Origin of the sequence: Chimaeribacter arupi (assembly GCF_002858805.1) — a bacterium.
Classification (GTDB): domain Bacteria; phylum Pseudomonadota; class Gammaproteobacteria; order Enterobacterales; family Enterobacteriaceae; genus Chimaeribacter; species Chimaeribacter arupi.
Window position 1 is genome coordinate 56,218 of record NZ_PJZI01000016.1, and the last position, 23,654, is coordinate 79,871.

Sequence of the window (23,654 nt, forward strand, 5' to 3'; positions counted from 1 at the left end):
ACTATGTCTATTCTCGTTACCGGCGGTGCCGGTTTTATCGGTTCTCATACGGTGCTCAGCCTGTTGTCACGCGGTGACGACGTGGTGGTGCTGGATAACCTCTCCAACGCGTCTGCGGAGTCCCTGCACCGGGTCGAGCAACTGGCCGGCAAAGCCCCGGCCTTCTACCAGGGCGACATCCTTGACCGTGCCTGCCTGCAAACCATTTTTGCTGAGCACCAGATTGACGCGGTGATCCACTTCGCCGGCCTGAAAGCCGTTGGGGAATCGACCCGCAAGCCGCTGGAGTATTACGAGAATAACGTCAGCGGCACCGTGGTGCTGCTGGAAGAGATGCGCCGCGCCGGCGTCTACAACTTTATTTTCAGCTCCTCTGCCACCGTGTACGGCACTGATGCGCCGGTCCCTTACGTGGAGACCACCCCGATCGGCGGCACCACCAGCCCGTACGGCACTTCCAAGCTGATGGTGGAGCAGATCCTGAAGGATTACGCCAAAGCGGATGAGAAGTTCAAGGTCATCGCCCTGCGTTACTTCAACCCGGTGGGTGCCCATGAGTCCGGCCTGATTGGCGAAGACCCGAACGGCATCCCGAACAACCTGCTGCCTTACATCGCCCAGGTGGCGATCGGCAAACTCGAGTCGCTGGGGATTTTCGGCGGCGACTACGAGACCAAAGACGGCACCGGCGTGCGTGACTACATCCATGTGATGGATCTGGCGGAAGGCCACCTGAAGGCGATGGATCACCTGCCGAACCTGCAGGGTTACAAAGCCTACAACCTCGGTGCCGGTGTGGGTTACTCGGTGCTGGAGATGGTGCAGGCATTCGAGAAGGCATCCGGCCGTAAAGTGCCGTACAGCATCAAGCCGCGCCGCGACGGCGACCTGCCGGCCTTCTGGGCCGATGCCCGCCTGGCCAAGCAGGAACTGGACTGGGAAGTCACGCGTGACCTCGACACCATGATGCGTGATACCTGGAACTGGCAGAGCAAGAACCCGAACGGCTATAAGGCGTAATTGCCGGCTGTTGACGAAAGGCACCTGCGGGTGCCTTTTTTGATCGCAGCGCTTTTTTTCCAGACAGGGCAGGGGGTTAGCCAGGCATAATTCGCTGCGGGATCTGGTCAGGCAGCGGGCAGCGTGTATACTGCGGCGGCGCGAATTCGGATTATTCGCACTGTTATGTCAGCGGACGTACACGCAACACAGCCCGGCCAGGGCGGTGCGGGCGGGGCTTCCGCTGCCCCTGGTTACCCGCGAAGAGGTAAGTGAAATCATGATGAAAGCCGTTATCCCGGTTGCCGGCCTGGGCACCCGTATGTTGCCCGCCACCAAGGCGATCCCGAAAGAGATGCTGCCGATTGTGGATAAGCCCCTGATCCAGTACATCGTCAATGAGTGCGCGGCCGCCGGCATCAAAGAGATTATTCTGGTGACCCACTCCTCCAAAAATGCCATTGAGAACCACTTCGACACCTCGTTCGAACTCGAGAGTATGCTGGAGTCGCGCGTCAAACGGCAGTTGCTGGACGAAGTGCAGTCCATCTGCCCGAAAGGCGTCACGGTGATGAACGTGCGCCAGGGGCACTCCAAGGGGCTGGGCCATGCGATCCTCTGCGCCCGCCCGCTGATTGGCGATGCACCGTTCGCCGTGCTGCTGCCGGACGTGCTGATGGATGATGTCTCCTGCGACCTGAAGAAGGACAACCTGGCCGCGATGCTGGCGCGTTTTGAGGAGAGCCAGACCAGCCAGATCATGGTCGAGCCGGTGCCGCAGCAGGACGTGTCCAAATACGGCATCGTGGATTGTGCCGGCAAGGCACTGGCGGCCGGCGCTTCCACGCCGATGCACGCGATTATTGAGAAGCCGGACGCTGACAACGCGCCGTCAAACCTGGCGGTGGTGGGCCGTTATGTGCTGTCGAAAGAGATCTGGCCGCTGTTGCAGGTGACGCCATACGGTGCCGGTAATGAGATCCAGCTCACCGACGCCATCGCCATGCTGATGGCCGAACACCCGGTGGAAGCCTATGCGATTGTTGGCCGCTCGCACGACTGCGGCGACAAATTCGGCTACCTGAAAGCCTTCGTCGAGTACGGGATGCGCCACCCGACCCAGGGCGCAGCATTCAGCGCCTGGCTGAAACAGACCCTGGCTTCCTGAGCCGCGCGGTAAACGCACACCATAAAAAAAGCACAGCCTGCGCTGTGCTTTTTTGTTCTGCCTGGCCGCAATTATTCTGCGATCAGGTCTTTCAGGTATTGCCCATAAGCGGTTTTCGCCAGCATCTGCGCCTGCTCCGCTACCTGCTCAGCACTCAGCCAGCCCTTGCGGAACGCAATCTCTTCCAGGCACGCGACTTTGAAGCCCTGACGCTTTTCAATGGTGTGAATGAACTGTGACGCCTCAACCAGGCTGTCATGGGTGCCGGTATCCAGCCAGGCAAAACCGCGCCCCAGCAGTTCCACTTTCAGCTCACCCTGTTGCAGGTACATTTCATTCAGGGTGGTGATTTCCAGCTCGCCGCGGTGCGAGGGCTTGACCTGCTTGGCCATCTCCACCACACGCTCGTCGTAGAAATAGAGCCCGGTCACCGCCCAGTGGGATTTCGGTTGCAGCGGCTTCTCTTCGATCGACAGGGCATTGAAGTTGTCATCGAACTCCACCACGCCAAAGCGCTCCGGGTCCATCACCTGATAGCCGAACACCGTGGCGCCGTGGGTGCGCTCAGCAACGGATTCCAGCTTCTTGCCGAAGCTCTGGCCGAAGTAGATGTTATCCCCCAGCACCAGCGCGCAGCGTTCGCCGTTGATGAACTCCTCACCGATGATAAACGCCTGGGCCAGGCCATCCGGGGACGGCTGCTCAGCATACGAGAGGGACAGGCCAAACTGCGCACCGTCACCCAGCAGGCGTTTAAAGGCCGGCAGGTCATCCGGCGTGCTGATGATCAAAATCTCCCGGATACCGGCCAGCATCAGCACGGAGATCGGGTAGTAAATCATCGGCTTATCATAAATAGGAAGCAGTTGCTTCGAGATGCCGCGTGTAATCGGGTAAAGGCGGGTGCCGGAGCCGCCCGCTAAAACGATGCCTTTCATTGACTCACCTTCCAGGTAATTATTTTTGCAGGCCGAGACGCTCGCCGGCGTAAGCACCGTTTTGCACGCGCTGCCACCACTCTTTATTGTTCAGGTACCACTGCACGGTTTTCAGGATACCGCTTTCAAACGTCTCTTCCGGTGTCCAGCCCAGGGTGCGCTCAATTTTGCTGGCATCAATGGCGTAGCGCATATCGTGGCCCGGACGATCGGTAACATACGTGATCAGGTCAGCAAAGTGGGTGACGCCCGCAGGTTTTTCAGCGATCAGCTCATCCAGGATGCCGCAGATGGTTTTCACCACGTCGATGTTTTTGCGCTCGTTATGGCCGCCGATGTTGTAGGTTTCACCAATCTCGCCTTCGGTGACCACCTTATACAGTGCGCGCGCGTGGTCTTCGACGTACAGCCAGTCACGGATCTGCTGGCCGTTGCCGTATACCGGCAGCGGTTTCCCGGCCAGCGCGTTCAGGATGATCAGCGGGATCAGTTTTTCCGGGAAGTGGTAAGGGCCATAGTTGTTCGAGCAGTTGGTCACCAGCGTCGGCAGGCCGTAGGTACGCTGCCAGGCGCGCACCAGATGGTCGCTGGAGGCTTTCGAGGCAGAGTAAGGGCTGCTCGGCGCGTACGGGGTGGTTTCGGTAAACAGGTCATCAGTGCCGTGCAGGTCACCATACACCTCATCGGTGGAGATATGGTGCAGGCGGAAGGCCGCCTTGCGCTCACCGTCCAGGGTGCCCCAGTAGTGGCGGGCCGCTTCCAGCAGGGAGTAGGTGCCGATGATGTTGGTTTCGATAAAAGCGGCCGGGCCGTCGATAGAGCGGTCAACATGGCTCTCAGCGGCCAGGTGCATCACAACGTCAGGCTGGTAATCGGCAAACAGCGTATCGAGGGCAGGGCGGTCGCAGATGTCCACCTGCGCGAAATGATAACGTGCATTGTCCGCCACTGCGGCCAGCGACTCCAGGTTCCCTGCATAGGTGAGGCTGTCCACCACCAGAACGCTGTCGTCCGTGTGGTTAATGATGTGGCGCACCACCGCCGAACCGATGAACCCTGCTCCACCCGTAACCAAAATTTTCATAAACGTAGACTCATATCTGGAATATTTACTCTCACGTCACTGCCGTGAGTCGCTCAGACGTATCGATGGCACCCGCTGCCGGATGCAACACCCTGATACAAAACCGACGAATTATACCTGTTGGCAAGATATGCTCAACAGGAATGGTCGAGGATTTAAAGATAAGTGAAACTGACGTATTTCTTATTTTTCAGATTAATCGCAAAGAAAAACAGAATAGCCGGATCGGCAAGGGATTTTATTGGTCAATAATACGCCTCAATAAAATAAACCCTAAAACTAATAGGAAGCTAATTATGCAGGGAATAGCGTACGGGGCAGAAAAGAACGCTGCCCGCGGGCGAACGTGCGCCTTAAACAGGTCAGGCCAAACGCGTGTGAAAAGGAGTTGTGAAGTAGAACGCGGAACGTGTAACCTTCACCCTGTTTAACCCGAGATATTTCCTTTAAGAAGGTTCTGGCATAACGATCATTGTGCTACCATTTTGGGGTAAATAACACCCGCAATCAGGCGCATAATTGATGTGTTTTGATAGGATATTTTCCCAGCGGAATGAGATATCGGCAGCACGTTTGCGTGTCAGTATATGAGTGAATGACGAAATGAATGTGATTGAGACCCGGGTAAAAGGTGTAAAACTGATCGAGCCAAAGGTATTTGGCGATCAGCGCGGCTTCTTTTTAGAAACATTCCAGCGGGATCGCTATCAGGAAATGCTTGATATTGATCTGGAATTTGTTCAGGACAACCACTCGCGCTCCTCGCAGGGTGTATTGCGCGGCCTCCATTTCCAGACCGCCAGGCCACAGGGTAAACTGGTGCGTGTGGTACGGGGCGAAGTGTTTGATGTCGTGGTCGATATCCGGCCGGATTCCCCCTCGTTCAAACAATGGGTGGGCGTGACGCTGTCTGAAGAGAACAAAAACCAGCTGTGGGTACCGCCTGGCCTGGCGCACGGGTTTGTCGTGATTTCAGAGTTTGCCGATTTTGAATACAAGTGCACGGATTACTATGATCCGGCCAACGAAGGCTGCCTGATTTGGAACGACCCGGACGTCGGCATCGAATGGCCGGTGGCTGAGCCGCGGCTTTCCGCGAAAGACCAGCTGGGCAAAACGTTCTCTGAATTGTTCTGAACAGACGCAATGCCTTTACTGAGGCCCCGGGGAAACCCCGGGGCCTTTTCCCTTATAAAGGCTGAGTGACCGATCTTTATTCAAGGTAATAAAAACGATTATGAAACTGTTGATTGTTGGCGGGGCCGGGCAGGTCGGCAAGGAGCTGGTAAGCCGTGCACCGGCAGACTGGGAGATTCTGGCGGTAGACCGCCAACAGCTCGATATTACTGACAGCGCAGCGGTTCACCGTCAGGTGACGGGCTTTGGCCCCGATGTCATCATTAATGCGGCGGCCTACACCGCCGTTGACCGCGCAGAGAGCGAGCAGGCACTGGCTTACGCCATTAACCGTGACGGCCCAGCGGCCCTGGCGGCAGCGGCGGCGTCCACCGGCGCGGCATTACTGCATATCTCCACGGATTATGTTTTCCCCGGCGATAAAGCCGGCACGTACCAGGAAGATGACCAGACCGGGCCGACCGGTGTGTACGGTGCCAGCAAACTGGCCGGGGAAGAGGCGGTTGCGGCGGCCTGCCCACGCCATATTATCTTGCGCACGGCCTGGGTGTTTGGTGCCCACGGCAATAATTTTGTGAAGACCATGATTCGCCTGGCACGGGATCGTGACCAGCTCTCCGTAGTCAGTGACCAGCTGGGCAGCCCCACCTATGCGGGCGATATCGCTGACACGCTGCTGGCCATCGCGCGCCGGGTGGCCGGCAAGCCGGACGCGCCGTGGGGCGTTTACCATTACAGCGGGGCCCCTTATACCTGCTGGTCTGATTTTGCCGGTGCCTTGCTGGATCAGGCGGTCGCCGCCGGCATCATTGCCGCAAAACCACGCATCAACCCTATTACCACGGCAGAATACCCCACGCCTGCGCAACGCCCGGCCAACTCCCGGCTGGATTGCCGCAAAATTGAGGCGGCGTTCGGGATTGCCCCCAGCGACTGGCAGGCTGCCCTGCGTGATATCACCCGCTATGCGTAACGGCATGGCTCAGTAATGCTGGTTCACCATACCCCTGTAAGCCTCTGCCTGCCGCCCGTTTTGCGCGGCAGGCAACATGTGCCGGCAGGGTTCAGGACGTAAGGTAAGAGAAAGGTAATGAATCCACATTCACGTAAGCCCACCTCGCTGCTCTCGCTGGCAGCCACTACCTGGGGGCACCGGAACCTCATTTTTCAGATGGCCAAACGGGATGTTATCGGCCGTTACAAAGGTTCGGTCATGGGGCTGCTCTGGTCCTTTATTAACCCGATATTTATGCTGGCGGTCTACACGCTGGTGTTCTCCGTGGTCTTTAAGGCCCGCTGGGCCGGTGGCGGTGCCACAGAGTCCAAAACCGATTTTGCCGTCATCCTGTTTGTCGGCCTGATTATTCACGGGCTGTTTTCCGAGGTGCTTAACCGCGCGCCGTTCCTGATTGTGCAAAATGCGAACTATGTCAAAAAGGTGGTGTTTCCGCTGGAAATCCTGCCTATCGTGACCCTCTGCTCGGTGCTGTTCCACAGCCTGATAAGCCTTATCGTGCTGGTGATTGCCTTCTTTATCTTTAATGGCTTCCTGCACTGGACGGCGATATTTGCGCCGCTGGTCTTTTTGCCTTTGCTGTTCCTGACGCTGGGGCTGGCGTGGTTTGTCGCGTCACTCGGGGTGTTTCTCCGGGACGTCGGCCAGACCGTGTCACTGCTGATGATCGTGACCATGTACCTGTCCACGGTGTTTTTCCCGATTTCTGCCCTGCCGCAAGAGCTGCAGCCCGTCATTCTGCTGAATCCGCTGACCTTTATTATTGAGCAGGCCAGGGCGGTATTGATCTGGGGAAAAATGCCTGATTTTGCCGGCCTGGGCACCTATGCCCTGGTTGCCCTGGGTGTGATGTGGCTGGGTTATGCCTGGTTCCAAAAGACGAGAAAAGGGTTTGCTGATGTCCTCTGAAGATTTTGCGATCCGCATTGAAAATATAAGCAAATGCTATCAGGTTTATGAAAGCCCGGTCCGTCGCCTCAAACAGTTCATTGTCCCTCAGCTGGATCGCCGTCTTGGCCGCCAGCCGCGGGTTTACCACCAGGATTTCTGGGCACTGCGGGATGTCTCTTTGGCGCTGCCGCGCGGCCAGACCATGGGGATTGTCGGCCGTAACGGTTCCGGTAAATCGACCCTGTTGCAGATTATTGCCGGTACCCTGACACCGACGTCCGGTGACGTTAAGGTCAACGGCCGGGTGGCGGCACTGCTGGAGCTGGGCGCCGGGTTTAACACGGATTTCAGCGGGCGCGACAACGTGTACCTGAATGCTTCCCTGCTGGGGTTAAGCAAAGAGGAGACCGATGCCAAACTGGATGACATCCTGTCGTTTGCTGACATCGGCCACTTTATCGACTCCCCGGTGCGGGCTTATTCCAGCGGGATGCTGGTGCGCCTGGCGTTTGCCGTTCAGGCGCAGATTGACCCGGAAATTCTGATTGTTGACGAAGCGCTGGCGGTCGGTGATGCCAAATTCCAGGCCAAGTGCTTTGCCCGCCTGAAAAAGCTGAAAGAGCAGGGCACCTCTATCCTGTTTGTCTCCCATGCCACTGAGCAGATTGTCACCCATTGTGACACGGCACTGCTGCTGGATGGCGGCAACGTCCAGGTACAAGGCAAGCCGCGTGATGTGGTTAACCGCTACCTGGATATCCTGTTCGGTAAACCGCAGGCAGAAAAAGGGGCGCGTGAAGAGGCTGAAGCGCTGATTGAAGAAGCCGTTATCGGCGAAACGGCGCGCTCAGCACGGGAAGAGGGAAAAACGGCCCCTGCCGTTGCCGGAAACCTGAAAAATCTGGTGAATGGCGCGTATGAGGAGCGGGTAAATTATAACCCGGCGGAATACCGCTGGGGTGATCGCGCTGCTGAGCTGGTGGACTTCCATCTGCAGCAGGATGACGAGCCCTATCCGGTGAGCCTGACGCCGCGCAAAGATATCCGCTTTGTGTTTCGCGTCCGCTTCAACAGCCTGGTTGTCCGGCCTATTTTCGGTTTTGCCGTAAAAACCAAAGAGGGGGTGACCATTTACAACACCAACTCTGAAATCCAGAATATCGAGCTGCTGAATGAAGGCATGGCCGGTGCTGAAGCCCTGGTGACCGTGGTGATGCCGGTCACGCTGTATGAAGGCGATTATTTTGTCTCCGTAGGCATTGCCAGTTGCTCTGCGGCCGGTGAAATCATTCCACATGACCGCCGTTATGATTCAATCCATCTCACTGTGCAACCGGTAGGGACGTTCACCGGTTTGGCTGATTTGAATGCGAGAATTAAATTTGAAACAGATTGATGTACCACACCGCCTCTCCACACACGGTTTTTCACTGAATGAACAAACCGGTGTCTGGTGCCTGAATACTCAGCAAGAGTTCGCCTATAACGACGGGGATGAGGTTGAAAACTACGTGCTGGACGCGGTAACGCAGGCCCGCGACCTGAGCGTCTACTCGCTGGAGCTGAGTGAGAAGATGAAGGACTGGCCCTCCACGTACCATCTTATTTCACGCCGTTCAAATCTGTTGCTGCCGTTCAAATCCTGGTTTGCCGGGAAACGGGTACTGGAAATCGGCTGTGGTTGCGGTGCTATCACCCGCTTCCTCGGCGAGTCCTGCGCCGAGGTGGTGTCTGTCGAAGGCAGCCCACGGCGTGGGCAGATTGCCCGCCAGCGTACCCGTGACCTGCCGAACGTCACCGTCATTTCCGCGCCCAGTGACCAACTGCCGGATTTAGGTGAGTTCGATGCGGTCTTGCTGATCGGTGTGCTGGAATATGCCAACGTCTTCCTGGGGACACAGGGCCAGCAGCACCTGCTGCAGGATTGCGAACGACGCCTTAGCCCGGAAGGCCGCCTCTTCGTCGCCATTGAAAACAAACTGGGCCTGAAATATTTCGCCGGTGCCAATGAAGATCATCTCGGCAAGCCCATGGTGGGGATCAACAACGCCTACGCAGACAACGGGGTGTCCACGCTTGGCCGCCAGGATCTGATCGCCTTGTTGGGCCGCAGCGGTTTTAACAGCGTAGAAGAGTACCTGCCGCTGCCGGATTATAAGTTGCCGGTTACGGTGGTGACACCGGCTGGCTGGCAGGAGAGTGCTGCCCAGCTGAGCCATTTGGCCATTGAAACCGTACACCAGGACCCGCAGCAGATCCCGGAGTACCTCTTCTCACTGGAACAGGCGACCAAAAGCATCTGGGAAAACGGCCTGGCACCGGATTTGGCCAACTCCTTCCTGATGGTCAGCAGCCGCCGGCCAGAAGCACCGATCCACCCGCAAACCGCCGCGTACCACTATTCCGATGGCCGGATCCCGGCCTTTAACAAAGTGACCCGCTTTGAGCATACAAAAACCGGTGACCTGTCAGTCATCACCGGCCCGATGGTCGAGCACACGGCTGGGCTGAGCCCGGTTTGCCGTAATCAGCCGGAAGAGAACGCATTTATCCACGGCAGCTCACTGTGGCAGGATCTGCTGAAGTTGGTGAATGGCTCAGGCTGGCGCATCGAGCAGGTTTGTGACTGGGCGGCCATCTGGCTGGACAGTCTGCTGACCCGCGCCGGGCAGCCAACGGGGCGTTATGACAAAGATCTGGCGCTGCCTGCCGAATATCAGGATGCCTTGCCCTTTAACGCTATCCGCACGCCTTCCGGCGAGATTGTCTATTTTGACCTGGAATGGGAACTGGAAGCCTCTGTGTCGCTGGGGTATGTCGCCTACCGCGGGATCTACCACTCCCTGTTCCGTATCACGTCACTGGAGAGCCTGCCGCCGGAGTGCAACAGCAATGTTTTCCAGCTGACCCTGTCGTTGATGCAGGCGCTGGGCTTTGATTGTGACGAAGAGGATGGCCGGGCTTATCTGGAGCAGGATGCTGCCTTTATGGCCCGTATCCAGAATAAGGTTGCCGCGCCGATTGCGGATCAGTTGCGCCCGGTCACACTGCGGACCCGGATCAATCTGCCGCAACTGGCTGAGCACATTGGCCAGTTACGCGCGTCCGCCGAAAAAGAGACATTGACCTTCCAGCAGTATATTGACCGCCTGACGCAGGAAAACAATTTGCTGGTTCAGGTGCAGCATATTCTGACCAAAGAGAATATGACGCTGGATGAGCGGCTGAATGCCCTGAGCATCATGCCTGACCCGGTAGGTTACTCCCAGGAGGAGGTTGACGCGCTGCATCAGCAAATTGCTGAGCTGAGCCAGCAAGCTGCTGATCTGAATCATCATCTGGCCAATCTCAACCAACATGCCGTCAACCTTGACCACAATCTGAGCGGTGTGTATGCCTCAGCGAGCTGGCGTGCCACCGCCCCGTTACGGGCCATCAGCCGCCGTTTGCCGGCAGATAAACGCAAATATGCGCATTTTGCCGTGCATAAAGCACACTCTGTTGGCCGCCTGGCAAAAAATGCGCCGCACTATGCCCGCGAAATGGGGGGCTGGAAACCGCTCGCCAAGCTGGTCTACCGTACCCTGCGTCGTGAAGGCGTCAGCGGCATTCTGTCCCGTGCGCGCGGAAAATTGAATCAGGCGGCGATTGAAACGCCGGCCCAGCGCCGTGCCGACTATGTCGAGTGGGTGGCGCTTTACGACACCTTCGATGAGGCAAAGCGCGACCAGGCACGCCAGGAGATTGCGGCGTTCGCACGCCACCCGGTCATCAGCGTCGTGATGCCGACCTATAACCCGCCGGCCGATTTACTGAGCGAAGCCATTGAGTCTGTGATGCGCCAGGTCTACCCGCACTGGGAACTCTGCATTGCGGATGATTGCTCGCCAAACGCTGAGGTACAGCAGGTCCTGAAGTCCTATGCGGCGCGCGACCCACGGATCAAAATCTGCCTGCGCGAACAGAATGGGCATATCTCCGCAGCCAGTAACAGCGCGCTGGCGCTGGCCAGCGGCGAGTATATCGCCCTGCTGGACCATGATGATCTGCTGCCGGAAAACGCCTTGTTTGACGTCGCGAAAGCGGCGCTGGCGCACCCTGATGCCGCCATGTTCTACAGCGATGAGGACAAAATTGACCCTGAGGGCGTGCGCTGCCACCCTTATTTCAAGCCGGACTGGAACCCGGATCTGTTCCTGTCGCAAAATATGTTCTCGCACCTTGGGGTCTATAAGCACAGCCTGATTAAAGAGATCGGCGGGTTCCGGCTGGGGGTGGAAGGGAGCCAGGATTACGATCTGGCTTTACGTTGCATAGAGGTTGCCGGTCACCAGGCGGTGCACCATATCCCGAAAGTGCTTTACCACTGGCGGATTATCCCCGGCAGTACCGCTGCCGGCGGGGGCGAAAAACCTTATGCTTTCCTGGCCGCCATGCGTGTGGTCAAAGAGCATCTTGAGCGCTGCAACATCCGGGCGGAGGTAGATGAAGCGGTAGAGGGCATGTCGATGATGCGGGTGAAATATGCCCTGCCTGACGTGTTGCCGCTGGTGTCTATCATTATCCCGACCCGCAACGGCAAGCAGTTGGTGCAGCAGTGCATTGACAGCATTACGGAAAAAACCACGTATCCGAACTATGAAATCATCCTGGTGGATAACGGCAGTGATGATGCAGATGCGCTGGCCTATTTTGCCGCGCTTGATCAGCATGACAACATTACCGTATTGCGCGATGACCGCCCCTTCAACTATTCCGCCCTGAATAATGAGGCGGTAAATGTGGCCCGCGGTGAGCTGGTCTGCCTGCTCAATAATGATATTGAGGTGATTACGCCTGACTGGCTGGATGAAATGGTCAGCCATGCAGTGCGCCCTGAGATCGGCGCTGTGGGGGCCCGTTTATGGTATCCGAATGATACGTTGCAACATGGCGGCGTGATTCTGGGGATGGGCGGGGTAGCCGGGCATGTGCATTTAGGGATTACCCGTGATAACCCCGGTTACTTTGGCCGGGCCTGGCTGGTTCAGAACTATTCGGCAGTGACAGCCGCCTGTTTGTTGATCCGGAAGGAGATTTATACGGCGGTGGGCGGCCTGGAAGAGGAAAACCTGACCGTAGCCTTCAATGATGTCGATTTCTGTATCCGCGTGCGTGATGCCGGCTACCGTAATCTTTGGACACCTTTTGCTGAGCTGTATCACCACGAATCAGCGACGCGGGGCAATGACCTTGCGCCGGAAAAAATTGAGCGGTTCAAACGCGAAATTGCCTATATGGAACAGACTTATCAGCATGCGCTGACGTGTGATCCGGCGTTTAACCCCAACTTTACACTGATGAATAATCACTTTGCCTTAGCATTCCCACCCCGAACCCCGACAGAATAAACAGGGTTAAAAAAGGGAGGTTTTTTACCTCCCTTTGTTCTTATTCAGGCTATATAAGATGTGGGTGTAATGCGGGTTGTCATGAAGAAAAATAACGCAGAAATAACAGGGCGGGTCGCCATTCTGCTCGGTACCTATAACGGTGCCGGGCATCTGGCTGATCAGCTGGACTCTTTCCGGGCGCAGACGTACCCGCACTGGGCGCTGTGGGCATCAGATGATGGGTCAACGGATGCCACCCCGGCAATAATTGAGCAGTTTCTCCGGCAGCCGGGCGTGAACGGGCAGTTGTTGTCCGGCCCGCGGCGGGGTTTTTGTGACAATTTCATGTCGATGGTGTGTCATCCGGCGATTGAGGCGGAGTATTATGCTTTTTCTGATCAGGATGATGTCTGGCTGGATGACAAGCTGAGCCGGGCAGTGGCCTGGCTGGAGACGGTCGACCCGGCGGTGCCGGCGCTGTATTGCTCCCGGACCCGGCTTACGGACAGTGAAGGCACGCCCACGGGGCTGTCGCCGGACTACCGTAAAGCGCCGGGGTTCGGCAATGCGCTGCTCCAGAACATTGCCAGCGGCAATACCATGGTCTTTAATCACCAGGCCCGGCGGCTGTTGCAAAAGGCACAAGGGACGCCGATGGTGGTGCATGACTGGTCGCTCTACCAGATTGTCAGCGGCTGCGGCGGCGCTATCCGGTTCGACCCGGCCCCCACCGTGCTCTACCGCCAGCACAGCAATAACCAGATTGGCAATGGAATGTCACCCCTCCGGCGTCTGCGTAACTTTATTGCCGCGCATAAGGGAAGGGCAGCCGGCTGGAATGACCGCAACTACCAGGTGCTGATGCGCGTGGCCGATGATCTTACCCCTGACAACGCCCGGCGGCTGGCGGCGTTCAGGCAGATCCGCCACAGTGGCTTGCTGGCGCGCCTGCGGTTATTTGCGGCCTCCGGCCTTTACCATCAGCAACCGGCAGGTATGCTGACTACGCTCACGTATGTGCTGCTCAACAGACTTTAATTTTGGTGTCTTTGGTGAAAATAATTGCTTCTCTGGTGCTGTATAAGCACCTGTATCAGGATGTTCAAGAAACGCTGACCTCGCTGTTCAATGAGGAGAGCATCGCTAAGGTGGTCATCGTGGATAACGGTGCCCACTGCGGCTGGCTCTCTACCCTGACCCATGAGAAGCTGGACGTCATCACGCTGCCCATCAACCGGGGTTTTGGGGCGGGCCATAATGCCGTGATTACGCGTTATCGCCAACAGGCAGAATTTATTCTGATCTGTAACCCGGATATCGCCTTTGCACAGGGCGAAGTGGACAAACTTTACGCCTTCAGCGTACGCCACCAGACCGGGTTGTCGATCCCGAAAGTGGTTTACCCGGACGGCAGCCTGCAACATGGCTGCAAATTGCTGCCCTCGCCCTACCAATTGCTGATCCGCCGGTTTATCTCGCGTTTTTCCAGCAATATCAATACGGAATACGAGCTGCGTAACGCCGATTACAGCCGGCCGTTTTTTGCGCCGTCGCTCTCCGGCTGCTTTATGCTGCTGAGCCGGCGTGCGTTGTCAGATGTCGGTGGGTTCGATACCCGCTTTTTCCTTTATCTGGAAGATGTGGATCTCTCACGCCGGGTTTGCCAGGCGCAGCACGTGGTGCGTTACTGCCCGGATGCGCTGGTGATCCATGAGTCCCAGCGCCGTTCTTACCGGGATGTCCGGTTCTTGCTGTTCCATATCACCTCCGCTATCCGCTATTTCAATAAGTGGGGTTGGTTCAGTGACCGGCAGCGTAAAAGTCTTAATCAGCGCTGCCTGGCAGAATTGCCGAACGCCAAATAACCGCAGCCGGCGGGGATTTAACAGGGCATCTGCGCATTGTTCACTAAAATTAAGCGTCTGCCCGCGCATTTTGCCCTGTATTTTTTCAATGTTACCGGTAAAGTAATCCGGCAGACCCGTAAGGCGGCAGGGAAGGGCGTGTGCCGGCAGCCAGGCGTTGTAAGAAGAATGTAATGGCTGTGATAGGTACACGGGCGCCTTTTCTCATGTACAATGCGGGTGTTCATCTGTGAGATCCGGCGCATTAAATCCCCTGATAACAGAGGGTTATGCAGTAATCGGGTTATCGTATATTTCAGACAGGAGTTGCTAATGTCCAAACAACAGATCGGCGTTGTCGGTATGGCGGTCATGGGCCGTAACCTCGCGCTTAACATCGAAAGCCGTGGTTATTCCGTTTCCATTTTTAACCGTTCAGGCGATAAGACCGATGAAGTCATCGCGGAGAACCCAGGCAAAAACCTGGTGCCTCACTACACGGTTGAAGAGTTTGTTGAGTCGCTGGAAAAACCGCGTCGCATCCTGCTGATGGTGAAGGCCGGCGAAGCAACCGACAAAACCATCGCCTCCCTGACCCCGCACCTGGATAAGGGTGACATCCTGATCGATGGCGGCAACACCTTCTATAAAGACACCATCCGCCGTAACCGCGAACTCTCTGAGCAAGGCTTCAACTTCATCGGCACCGGCGTTTCCGGCGGTGAAGAGGGCGCGCTGAAAGGCCCGTCCATCATGCCTGGCGGTCAGAAAGAAGCGTACGAACTGGTTGCCCCGATCCTCGAGCAGATCGCTGCCCGTGCTGAAGGCGAGGCCTGCGTGGCTTACATCGGTGCTGACGGCGCCGGCCACTATGTGAAAATGGTGCACAACGGCATCGAGTACGGCGACATGCAGCTGATTGCTGAAGCTTACTCCCTGCTGAAAAATGCCCTGAACCTGAGCAACGACGAGCTGGCGAAAACCTTCAGCGAGTGGAACGAAGGCGAACTGAGCAGCTACCTGATCGACATCACCAAAGATATCTTCACCAAGAAAGATGAAGAGGGTAACTACCTGGTGGATGTGATCCTGGACGAAGCCGCCAACAAAGGCACCGGGAAATGGACCAGCCAAAGCTCCCTGGATCTGGGCGAGCCGCTGACCCTGATCACCGAATCCGTGTTCGCACGCTACCTCTCCTCACTGAAAGAGCAGCGCGTTGCGGCCTCTAAAGTGCTGAGCGGCCCGGCGGTGAAAACCGTTGAAGGTGACAAAGCTGAGTTCATCGAGAAAGTGCGCCGTGCGCTCTACCTCGGCAAAATCGTCTCTTACGCGCAGGGCTTCTCTCAGCTCAAAGCCGCGTCTGACGAGAACAACTGGGATCTGAACTACGGCGAAATCGCCAAGATCTTCCGCGCCGGCTGCATCATCCGCGCCCAGTTCCTGCAGAAGATCACCGATGCCTACGCAGAAAACGCTGCTATCGCGAACCTGCTGCTGGCACCGTACTTCAAAAACATCGCTGACGAATACCAGCAGGCGCTGCGTGACGTTGTGGCTTACGCGGTGCAGAACGGCATCCCGACCCCGACCTTCTCTGCGGCCATCAGCTACTACGACAGCTACCGTTCTGCGGTACTGCCGGCGAACCTGATCCAGGCACAGCGTGACTACTTCGGCGCGCACACCTACAAGCGCATCGACAAAGACGGCGTGTTCCACACCGAGTGGCTGGACTAATCTCCGCCCCGGCGTCACCGCCATCCAGAAAAAAGCCGCCGGGTATCAGCCCGGCGGCTTTTTTTATGGCGCAACGTCAGCGGTTACTGATGGCGCTGGCGCAGGTTGGCGATCACGTCGCTCAGGGAGAGATCCTGATCCTGCAACAGCACCAGCAGGTGATAGACCAGATCAGACGCCTCATTGGTCAGCTCGTTGCGGTCATGCACCGTGGCAGCCAGGGCCGTCTCCACGCCTTCTTCCCCGACTTTCTGGGCGATGCGTTTGGTGCCGCTGGCATATAGGCTGGCGGTGTAGGAGCTGGCCGGGTCGGCGGTTTTGCGCTCAGCCAGCAGCTGCTCAAGCTGGTAGAGGAAGCCCCAGTCGCTGGCGGCCGGGCTGAAACAGCTGGAGGTGCCGAGGTGGCAGGTCGGGCCGATTGGGTTGGCCAGCACCAGCAGGGTGTCGTGGTCACAATCCGCAGTGATGCTGACGACTTTCAGGAAATGGCCGGAGCTTTCGCCTTTGGTCCACAGCCGCTGTTTGGTGCGGGAGAAAAAGGTCACGTTGCCGCTCAGCTCCGTGGCTTCCAGCGCCGCCGGGGACATGTAACCCAGCATCAGCACCTCGCCGGACACGGCGTGCTGGATGATGGCCGGCATCAGGTTGTCGGTTTTTGCCCAGTCAAGCTGGGCCTTTTGCTGTTCAGTTAACACAGTCGGATCTCCACGCCGTTCTCAGCCAGGTAGGTTTTCAGCTCGCCGATATTGATAATTTGTTTATGGAACACCGAGGCCGCCAGCGCGCCGTCTACCCCGGCGACCTTGAAGGCGGCCAGGAAGTGTTCCATCGTCCCGGCGCCGCCGGAGGCGATCAGCGGCACATGGCAGGCGTCCCGCACCAGCTTCAGCTGGGTCAGATCATAGCCGTTGCGCACGCCGTCCTGGTTCATCATGTTCAGTACAATCTCGCCTGCGCCGCGTGCCTGCACCTCCTTGACCCAGTCCAGCGTCTGCCAGGTGGTGACTTTGGTACGGCTCTCGTCACCGGTGTACTGGTTGACGTGGTAGAGGCCGGTGTCGGCGTCAAACCAGGTATCGATGCCGATCACAATGCACTGCACACCGAAGCGGTCGGCCAGCCGGGTGATCAGCGACGGGTCCGCCAGGGCCGGGGAGTTGATCGAAATCTTATCCGCGCCGAACGACAGGATCTGCGCCGCGTCGTCGGCGGTTTTGATGCCGCCCGCCACGCAGAACGGGATGTCGATCACTTCCGCCACCCGCGCCACCCAGCTTTTATCCACTACCCGGCCGTCTGACGAGGCGGTGATGTCATAAAACACCAGCTCGTCCGCGCCTTCCTGTGCGTAGCGCTGCGCCAGCGGCACGATGTCACCGATGATCTCATGGTTGCGGAACTGCACGCCCTTGACCACCTGGCCGTCTTTTACATCGAGACAGGGAATTATCCGTTTTGCCAGCATGCGATCGCCTCTTTCACGTTGAATTTACCTTCCAGCAGGGCACGCCCCACAATCACACCCTGTACGCCGCTGTCGCGCAGGGCTGCGATGTCGTCCAGGTTGCCGATGCCGCCGGAAGCCTGAAACGCCACCTGCGGGTAACGGCGGCTGACGTCGCGGTAAAGGGCCACGTTGGAGCCGGCCAGCGTGCCGTCACGCGAAATATCGGTACAGAGCACATGTTTCAGGCCAAACGGCAGGTACGCCTCCACCAGCTGTTCCAGCGTGGCGTCGGAGTTCTCCTGCCAGCCGCTCACGGCCACCTGTTTGGTGCCGGCCGCATCAATGCGCACATCCAGTGCCAGCACCAGCGCGTCAGCGCCGAAGCGCTCAAACCAGCCCTGCACGGTTTTTTGTTCTTTCACGGCGGTGGAGCCCACCACCACGCGGGCTGCGCCGGCGGCCAGCAGCGCCTCAACATCCTGCTCAGTGCGGATACCGCCGCCGACCTGTACCGGCACGCTGACCCCGGCCAGCAGGCTGCGCAGCAGCGGGATCTGGCGCGCGGCAGGGTCTTTCGCGCCGGTAAGATCCACCAGGTGCAGCACCTGCGCCCCTTGTTGCTGATAATCCTGCAAACGCGGCAGCGGGGTGTTGCCGTAGTCGCGCTGCTGGCCATAGTCGCCCTGATGCAGCCGGACGACGCTGCCGTCGATCAGATCCAATGCGGGAATAATCATGCTGCTCACATCTCCAGAAAGTTTTTCAGCAGTTGCGCGCCCGCGGCACCGGAGCGCTCGGGGTGAAACTGCACGCCGAAGAAGTTGTCTTTGGCGACGGCGGCGGTGAAGGGTTCGCCGTAATTGGCCTGAGCGATGGTATCGGTGCATACGGGCATGGCGTATCCGTGGACAAAATAGAAGTAGGCATCATCAGCAATGCCGCGGAACAGGTGGCTGTCAGCGTTGGCCGTCACCTGGTTCCAGCCCATGTGCGGCAGCGGCAGGCCGCGATCTTCCATTTTGATGACCGGCGTATCAATAATGCCCAGCGTCGGCACGCCGCCGTTCTCCTCACTGGAGGAGGCCAGCAGCTGCATACCCAGGCAGATGCCGAGCACCGGCTGGGTGCAGGCTTTGATCAGGTCGATCAGGTCACGCTGTTCGAGCTGATCCATCGCTGCCTGCGCGGTGCCTACGCCGGGCAGGAACAGCTTGTCTGCGCGCAGCACCACGTCGGCATCACGGCTCACCACAGGCTGGTAGCCCAGCCGCTGGATGGCGTAATTCACCGAAGAGAGGTTGGCGCAACCGGTATCCAGAATCACCACGTTCATCACAGCACTCCTTTTGAGCTCGGCAGGGTGTTGCCGTCCACCTTGATTGCCTGGCGCAGGGTACGGCCAAAGGCTTTGAACAGGCTCTCCACACGGTGGTGATCATTCTTGCCTTTGGTTTTCAGGTGCAGGGTGCAGGCCATTGCATACGAGAGCGAGCGGAAGAAGTGCTCCACCATCTCGGTGCTGAGGTCGCCCACGCGTTGGTAGCTGAACTCTGCCTTGAATTCCAGGTGCGGGCGGCCGGAGATGTCCAGCGCACAGCTGGCTTTGCACTCGTCCATCGGCAGGACGAAGCCGAAACGGCCGATGCCGCGCTTGTCACCCAGGGCTTTGTTCAGCGCCTCGCCGAGCGCCAGCGCGGTGTCTTCCACCGTGTGGTGATCGTCGATGTAGAGATCGCCGTTGACGTCAATATTCATGCGGAAACCGCCGTGGGTGGCGATCTGGTCAAGCATATGGTCAAAGAAGCCGACGCCGGTTTTGATCTTGCTGTCGCCTTCACGGTCCAGCCAGACATCCACCTCGATGGCGGTTTCACGCGTCACGCGTTTGACCTGGGCGTGGCGGTCGCGCTGGGTCAGCTGTTGCTCAATCGCTTTCCAGTTCAGCGCGTCGCGCTGGTAGCGCAACCCGACGATGCCCATGTTCTGCGCCAGCACCATGTCCGTCTCGCGATCGCCGATCACATAACTGTTGGCGGTGTTCATCACGCCGCTCTCCAGATAGGCGGCCACCAGCGCGGTGCGCGGCTTGCGGCAGGCGCAGTGGTCTGACGGCAGGTGCGGGCAGATCAGCGTCTCATCGAAATGGATGCCCTGTGAGGTCAGGATCTGCATCATCAGGTTATGCGGCGGATCAAAATCTTCCTGCGGGAAGCTGTCGGTGCCGAGGCCATCCTGGTTGGTGATCATCACCAGCCGGTAGCCTGCCGCCTGAAGCGCCAGCAGCGCCGGGATCACATCCGGCTCCAGCGCCAGCTTATCCAGCCGGTCAACCTGGAAATCCTCCGGCGGCTCGGCAATCATCGTACCGTCACGGTCAATAAACAAAAACTTCTCGCTCACATCGGCTCCTTGCTGGGGCTGTTAAGGGGGGCGGCCGCGGCCGGCAGCGCGCGCAGGGCGTCAATCACCCGGCGGCACTCGTCCGGGGTGCCGACCGTGATGCGCAGGCATCCGGCCAGTCCCGGCTGTTTGTTCTGGTCACGCAGGATAATGCCCTGATCCCATAAGGATTTAAATACCGTGGCGGAATCGGTGAAGCGGGCCAGCACATAGTTGCTCTCGCTGGCAAACACCTGTTCTACGCCGTCGCACTGTTGCAGTGCCTGCACCAGCCAGGCGCGGCTCTCCAGTATGCCGGCCACGTGGGCGCGCATTGCCGCGATGCCTTGCCCGCTCAGCGCCTGCGCGGCGATGTCCGCCACCGGGGTGGAGAGCGGGTAGGGGGCGATCACTTTTAGCAACAGCGTAATCAACGCCTCATTCGCCAGCGTGAAGCCGCAACGCAGCCCGGCCAGCGCAAAGGCTTTGGAGAGCGTGCGCAGCACGGCCAGGTGCGGGTACTCGGCCAGCCAGCCGGTCACGCTGGCCTGTGGGCAGAACTCAATATAGGCTTCGTCGATGGCGACGATCGCCCGGCCGCGCGTCATCTCCAGCACTTCGCGGAGCGTGGCCGGGTCAATCAGGTTGCCGGTCGGGTTATTCGGGCTACAGATATAGACCAGTTTGACGCCGTCGAGGCTCTGCGCAATCGCCGGCAGGTCAAGCTGCCAGTCGCGTCTGGCGGGCACGGTGCGGCGCTCAACGCCAAAGGTTTCAGCGCTGACGCCATACATGCCGTACGTCGGCGGGCAGTAGAGCACGGCATCCCGGCCCGGCTCGCAGAAGGCGCGGATCAGCAGCTCAATGCCCTCATCTGCCCCGCGGCTCACCAGCACCTGTTCCGGCCGCAGCCCGGCATAGGCCGCGTAACGGGTGATCACCTGTTTCGGCTGGCACTCCGGGTAGCGGTTAAACGTCTGGGCGGTCAGCTCAAAATGCGGCGCTTGTGGGTATTCATTGGCATTCAGCCAGACATCACCGTTGCCGCCGAGGCGGCGGGCGGACTGGTAAGGCGTCAGTTCCCGCACATTGGCGCGGGCCAGCGCGCTGATGTCGTCACGATCGGTCATTGTTGTTTCTCCCGGAGGGCGGCCACGCGCAGGGTCACGGCGTTTTTGTGGGCGGTCAGCTGCTCCGCCTGGGCCAGTGTTTCAATGGTTGGCGCGAGTTGCAGCAGCCCCTGCGGGGTCAGTTTCTGCACCGTCATCCGTTTCTGGAAATCCGCCAGCCCGAGGCTGGAGTGGGTCGCGGTGTAGCCGTAGGTCGGCAGCACGTGGTTGGTGCCGGAGGCGTAATCGCCCGCGGACTCCGGCGACCAGTCGCCGAGGAACACCGACCCGGCGCTGGTGATGCTGTCAACCAGCGCATCCGGGTCGCGGGTTTGCAGGATCAGGTGCTCCGGCCCGTAACGGTTGCTGATTTCCACGCACTGCGCCAGATCACGCGCCACAATCAAGCGGCTTTCGGCCAGCGCCTGGCGGGCGATCTTACTGCGGGAGAGCGTCGCGAGCTGCTCTTCTACCGCCTTGGCCACCGCCTCTGCCAGGGCGCGATCCGGCGTCAGCAGCACCACCTGGGAATCGGGGCCGTGCTCCGCCTGTGACAGCAAATCCGAGGCGACAAACGCCGGGGTCGCGCCGTTGTCGGCAATCACCAGCACTTCAGACGGCCCGGCCGGCATGTCGATGGCCGCGCCGTCGAGTTGCTGGCTTACCTGGCGTTTCGCTTCGGTCACATAGGCATTGCCCGGCCCGAAGATTTTATTCACTTTCGGCACGCTGCCGGTGCCGAACGCCATCGCGGCAATCGCCTGCGCGCCGCCGATCTGGAACACTTCCTGAATCCCGCACAGCTGGGCCGCGTAAAGGATCTCATCGGCAATCGGCGGCGGGGAGCAGAGCACCACGCGGCGGCAACCGGCAATACGTGACGGCGTGCCGAGCATCAGCACCGTGGAGGGCAGGGGCGCGGAGCCGCCGGGAATATAGAGGCCCACGGCGTCAATCGGGCGGGTCACTTGCTGGCAGCGCACGCCCGGCTGGGTTTCCACATCCACCACCGGCAGTTTCTGCGCGTTGTGGAAGGTTTCGATATTACGCACGGCCACGGCCATCGCCTGTTTCACGTCATCACCCAGGCGGGCGGCGGCGGCCGTGATCTCGTCGTCGCTGACGCGGATCGCGTCAATCGACACTTTGTCGAACTGGGCGCTGAAGTCGCGCAGCGCGGCATCGCCTTCCTGCCTGACCCGGCTTAAGATCGTCTGGACGGCCTCGGTGATCCGCGCCGAGGCGGACACCGCCGGGCGGGTCAGCAACGCCTGCTGTTCGGCGGCGCTGCACTGTTGCCAGTCAATAATCTGATCGAATGCGCGCATGGTTACTCCATCATCTTCTCAATCGGCAGCACCAGAATCGAACTGGCACCCAGGGCTTTCAGCTTCTCCATGGTTTCCCAGAACAGGGTTTCACTGCTGACCATGTGCATCGCCACGCGGTTCTGGTCACCGGCCAGCGGCAGGATGGTCGGGCGCTCCGCCCCCGGCAGCAGGGCGATCACCTCTTCCAGCCGCTCGCTCGGCGCGTGCATCATGATGTATTTGGATTCACGCGCCTGGATCACGCCGTGGATACGGGTCATCAGCCGGTCAATCAGCAGCTGTTTCTCCTGCGGCATTTCGCCGTCGCGCTGGATCAAACAGGCTTTGGAGCGGTAAATCACCTCGACTTCACGCAGGCCGTTGGCCTCAAGCGTGGCGCCGGTGGAAACCAGATCGCAAATCGCATCCGCCAGGCCGGCACGCGGGGCCACTTCCACCGAGCCGTTCAGCAGGCAGGCTTTGAACGCCACACCCTGTTTGTCTAAGTATTGCTTAAGAATGTGCGGGTAAGAGGTGGCAATGCGGGCATTCTGCAAACTGCGCGGGCCGGTGTAATCGAAATCCAGCGCGGCAGCCAGTGACAAACGGCACCCACCGAAGTCCAGGCGGCGCAGGGTGGTGTAGCGCGGGTCTTCGCCCTGGGCGCGGCGGCTGAGCAGCTCCTCTTCCAGCACGTTCTCGCCGATGATGCCGAGATCCACCACGCCATCCATGACCAGGCCGGGGATGTCATCATCCCGCACGCGCAGGATGTCGATCGGCATATTCTCTGCGAACGCAATCAGGCGCTGTTGTTGCAGGTTGATTTTGATCCCGCAGCGCGCCAGCAGCTCCTGTGACTCCTCGCTCAGGCGACCCGATTTCTGCATGGCTATCCGTAAACGTGTTTTATCCAACATGGTGACGCCCTCTTACCCGTAATAGTGATGTAAAAAAATTCTTTCTGATGAAGGGGTTAAAAAAAAAGCCCCCGGAAGAATCTTCCGGGGGCTTTTCTGTCGCGTTCTGCCGCCACTGGAAGATTCGTTAAACGTCTTCCAGCACACATCGCCTGAAAGACTAGTCAGGGTGATGGTGATGATGGTGGTTGAACTGAACGCGATTCATAATTTTTCTCGTCTGTTTGGGTTAACCGGCGCACAGGCCGATTCAGATTTAACTGTTGATTAACCTAAACCATCATCACGGCGTCACGCAACC

21 protein-coding genes and 1 other annotated feature are annotated in these 23,654 nt (G+C 58.7%); of the genes, 10 read left to right on the top strand and 11 right to left on the bottom strand.

What is annotated here, in order from left to right; all coding sequences use genetic code 11:
* Positions 1–3: 3 nt before the first annotated feature.
* Together galE and galU are read left to right on the top strand one after the other, a co-directional pair.
* Positions 4–1,020 carry a UDP-glucose 4-epimerase GalE gene (gene galE / locus CYR52_RS11180; RefSeq protein ID WP_072928440.1) on the top strand — a complete coding sequence of 339 codons (1,017 nt, stop codon included), beginning with the start codon at positions 4–6 and terminating at the stop codon, positions 1,018–1,020.
* 259 nt (positions 1,021–1,279) lie between these two features.
* Positions 1,280–2,167, top strand: coding sequence for a UTP--glucose-1-phosphate uridylyltransferase GalU (gene galU, locus CYR52_RS11185; RefSeq protein ID WP_072928592.1), 888 nt, complete (start codon positions 1,280–1,282; stop codon positions 2,165–2,167).
* A gap of 71 nt (positions 2,168–2,238) precedes the next feature.
* Here the strand turns inward: galU and rfbA are convergent, their stop codons facing one another.
* On the bottom strand, positions 2,239–3,105 hold the full coding sequence (gene rfbA, locus CYR52_RS11190) for a glucose-1-phosphate thymidylyltransferase RfbA (RefSeq protein ID WP_101828581.1): 867 nt from the start codon (positions 3,103–3,105) through the stop codon (positions 2,239–2,241).
* Positions 3,106–3,124: 19 nt separating this feature from the next.
* Positions 3,125–4,189, bottom strand: a complete 1,065-nt coding sequence (gene rffG, locus CYR52_RS11195; protein WP_101828582.1) for a dTDP-glucose 4,6-dehydratase — start codon at positions 4,187–4,189, stop codon at positions 3,125–3,127.
* A 603-nt stretch (positions 4,190–4,792) separates the two neighbouring features.
* Here rffG and rfbC point away from each other — a divergent pair.
* The 8 genes from rfbC to gndA all read left to right on the top strand — a co-directional run bounded on the left by rfbC (position 4,793) and on the right by gndA (position 16,188).
* The gene (gene rfbC / locus CYR52_RS11200) at positions 4,793–5,326 is read left to right on the top strand and encodes a dTDP-4-dehydrorhamnose 3,5-epimerase (RefSeq protein ID WP_072928593.1); all 534 of its coding nucleotides are present in this window, start codon (positions 4,793–4,795) and stop codon (positions 5,324–5,326) included.
* Between the two features lie 100 nt (positions 5,327–5,426).
* Positions 5,427–6,299, top strand: a complete 873-nt coding sequence (rfbD, locus tag CYR52_RS11205) for a dTDP-4-dehydrorhamnose reductase (RefSeq protein ID WP_072928443.1) — start codon at positions 5,427–5,429, stop codon at positions 6,297–6,299.
* 117 nt (positions 6,300–6,416) lie between these two features.
* Positions 6,417–7,250, top strand: coding sequence for an ABC transporter permease (locus tag CYR52_RS11210; RefSeq protein WP_072928444.1), 834 nt, complete (start codon positions 6,417–6,419; stop codon positions 7,248–7,250).
* Positions 7,240–8,628, top strand: coding sequence for an ABC transporter ATP-binding protein (locus tag CYR52_RS11215; protein WP_072928445.1), 1,389 nt, complete (start codon positions 7,240–7,242; stop codon positions 8,626–8,628). The genes CYR52_RS11210 and CYR52_RS11215 overlap by 11 nt, the downstream gene beginning before the upstream one ends.
* Positions 8,615–12,622, top strand: coding sequence for a glycosyltransferase (locus tag CYR52_RS11220; RefSeq protein WP_165699084.1), 4,008 nt, complete (start codon positions 8,615–8,617; stop codon positions 12,620–12,622). Before CYR52_RS11215 ends, CYR52_RS11220 begins: the two co-directional genes overlap by 14 nt.
* A gap of 81 nt (positions 12,623–12,703) precedes the next feature.
* Positions 12,704–13,642: a glycosyltransferase family 2 protein gene (locus CYR52_RS11225; protein ID WP_101828584.1), complete on the top strand. Its 939-nt coding sequence runs from the start codon at positions 12,704–12,706 to the stop codon at positions 13,640–13,642.
* 14 nt (positions 13,643–13,656) lie between these two features.
* Positions 13,657–14,469 (top strand): glycosyltransferase family 2 protein, encoded by an 813-nt coding sequence (locus tag CYR52_RS11230; protein ID WP_072928595.1) that lies wholly within the window; start codon positions 13,657–13,659, stop codon positions 14,467–14,469.
* Positions 14,470–14,781: 312 nt separating this feature from the next.
* Entirely contained in the window at positions 14,782–16,188 is a 1,407-nt protein-coding gene (gene gndA, locus CYR52_RS11235) for an NADP-dependent phosphogluconate dehydrogenase (protein ID WP_072928447.1), read from the top strand.
* Between the two features lie 83 nt (positions 16,189–16,271).
* Here gndA and hisIE read toward each other — a convergent pair whose 3' ends face one another.
* The 9 genes from hisIE to hisL form a co-directional block, all read right to left on the bottom strand.
* Positions 16,272–16,883: a bifunctional phosphoribosyl-AMP cyclohydrolase/phosphoribosyl-ATP diphosphatase HisIE gene (gene hisIE / locus CYR52_RS11240; protein ID WP_072928448.1), complete on the bottom strand. Its 612-nt coding sequence runs from the start codon at positions 16,881–16,883 to the stop codon at positions 16,272–16,274.
* On the bottom strand, positions 16,877–17,653 hold the full coding sequence (hisF, locus tag CYR52_RS11245) for an imidazole glycerol phosphate synthase subunit HisF (RefSeq protein ID WP_072928449.1): 777 nt from the start codon (positions 17,651–17,653) through the stop codon (positions 16,877–16,879). Before hisF ends, hisIE begins: the two co-directional genes overlap by 7 nt.
* On the bottom strand, positions 17,635–18,372 hold the full coding sequence (gene hisA / locus CYR52_RS11250) for a 1-(5-phosphoribosyl)-5-[(5-phosphoribosylamino)methylideneamino]imidazole-4-carboxamide isomerase (protein WP_072928450.1): 738 nt from the start codon (positions 18,370–18,372) through the stop codon (positions 17,635–17,637). Before hisA ends, hisF begins: the two co-directional genes overlap by 19 nt.
* A 5-nt stretch (positions 18,373–18,377) precedes the next feature.
* Positions 18,378–18,968: an imidazole glycerol phosphate synthase subunit HisH gene (gene hisH, locus CYR52_RS11255; RefSeq protein ID WP_101828585.1), complete on the bottom strand. Its 591-nt coding sequence runs from the start codon at positions 18,966–18,968 to the stop codon at positions 18,378–18,380.
* Positions 18,968–20,035, bottom strand: coding sequence for a bifunctional histidinol-phosphatase/imidazoleglycerol-phosphate dehydratase HisB (gene hisB, locus CYR52_RS11260; RefSeq protein WP_101828586.1), 1,068 nt, complete (start codon positions 20,033–20,035; stop codon positions 18,968–18,970). Before hisB ends, hisH begins: the two co-directional genes overlap by 1 nt.
* A complete protein-coding gene (hisC, locus tag CYR52_RS11265; RefSeq protein WP_101828587.1) occupies positions 20,032–21,144 on the bottom strand; it encodes a histidinol-phosphate transaminase in 1,113 nt (370 codons plus the stop codon). The genes hisB and hisC overlap by 4 nt, the downstream gene beginning before the upstream one ends.
* On the bottom strand, positions 21,141–22,451 hold the full coding sequence (gene hisD, locus CYR52_RS11270; protein WP_101828588.1) for a histidinol dehydrogenase: 1,311 nt from the start codon (positions 22,449–22,451) through the stop codon (positions 21,141–21,143). Before hisD ends, hisC begins: the two co-directional genes overlap by 4 nt.
* A 2-nt stretch (positions 22,452–22,453) precedes the next feature.
* Positions 22,454–23,353 carry an ATP phosphoribosyltransferase gene (gene hisG / locus CYR52_RS11275; protein WP_072928455.1) on the bottom strand — a complete coding sequence of 300 codons (900 nt, stop codon included), beginning with the start codon at positions 23,351–23,353 and terminating at the stop codon, positions 22,454–22,456.
* A 59-nt stretch (positions 23,354–23,412) separates the two neighbouring features.
* Positions 23,413–23,538: a sequence feature (His leader region), on the bottom strand.
* A complete protein-coding gene (gene hisL / locus CYR52_RS11280; RefSeq protein ID WP_002231208.1) occupies positions 23,514–23,561 on the bottom strand; it encodes a his operon leader peptide in 48 nt (15 codons plus the stop codon). Its footprint overlaps the feature before it by 25 nt.
* Between the last annotated feature and the right edge of the window lie 93 nt (positions 23,562–23,654).

Excerpts from the sequence above, each read along its gene's own strand:
- hisG (WP_072928455.1), bottom strand. The coding sequence starts at position 23,353 with ATGTTGGATAAAACACGTTTACGGATAGCCATGCAGAAATCGGGTCGC.
- CYR52_RS11210 (WP_072928444.1), top strand. The coding sequence starts at position 6,417 with ATGAATCCACATTCACGTAAGCCCACCTCGCTGCTCTCGCTGGCAGCC.
- CYR52_RS11215 (WP_072928445.1), top strand. The coding sequence starts at position 7,240 with ATGTCCTCTGAAGATTTTGCGATCCGCATTGAAAATATAAGCAAATGC.
- hisD (WP_101828588.1), bottom strand. The coding sequence starts at position 22,451 with ATGCGCGCATTCGATCAGATTATTGACTGGCAACAGTGCAGCGCCGCC.
- gndA (WP_072928447.1), top strand. The coding sequence starts at position 14,782 with ATGTCCAAACAACAGATCGGCGTTGTCGGTATGGCGGTCATGGGCCGT.
- hisA (WP_072928450.1), bottom strand. The coding sequence starts at position 18,372 with ATGATTATTCCCGCATTGGATCTGATCGACGGCAGCGTCGTCCGGCTG.
- galU (WP_072928592.1), top strand. The coding sequence starts at position 1,280 with ATGATGAAAGCCGTTATCCCGGTTGCCGGCCTGGGCACCCGTATGTTG.
- rfbA (WP_101828581.1), bottom strand. The coding sequence starts at position 3,105 with ATGAAAGGCATCGTTTTAGCGGGCGGCTCCGGCACCCGCCTTTACCCG.
- hisF (WP_072928449.1), bottom strand. The coding sequence starts at position 17,653 with ATGCTGGCAAAACGGATAATTCCCTGTCTCGATGTAAAAGACGGCCAG.
- hisH (WP_101828585.1), bottom strand. The coding sequence starts at position 18,968 with ATGAACGTGGTGATTCTGGATACCGGTTGCGCCAACCTCTCTTCGGTG.
- CYR52_RS11225 (WP_101828584.1), top strand. The coding sequence starts at position 12,704 with ATGAAGAAAAATAACGCAGAAATAACAGGGCGGGTCGCCATTCTGCTC.
- rfbC (WP_072928593.1), top strand. The coding sequence starts at position 4,793 with ATGAATGTGATTGAGACCCGGGTAAAAGGTGTAAAACTGATCGAGCCA.
- hisC (WP_101828587.1), bottom strand. The coding sequence starts at position 21,144 with ATGACCGATCGTGACGACATCAGCGCGCTGGCCCGCGCCAATGTGCGG.
- rfbD (WP_072928443.1), top strand. The coding sequence starts at position 5,427 with ATGAAACTGTTGATTGTTGGCGGGGCCGGGCAGGTCGGCAAGGAGCTG.
- rffG (WP_101828582.1), bottom strand. The coding sequence starts at position 4,189 with ATGAAAATTTTGGTTACGGGTGGAGCAGGGTTCATCGGTTCGGCGGTG.
- galE (WP_072928440.1), top strand. The coding sequence starts at position 4 with ATGTCTATTCTCGTTACCGGCGGTGCCGGTTTTATCGGTTCTCATACG.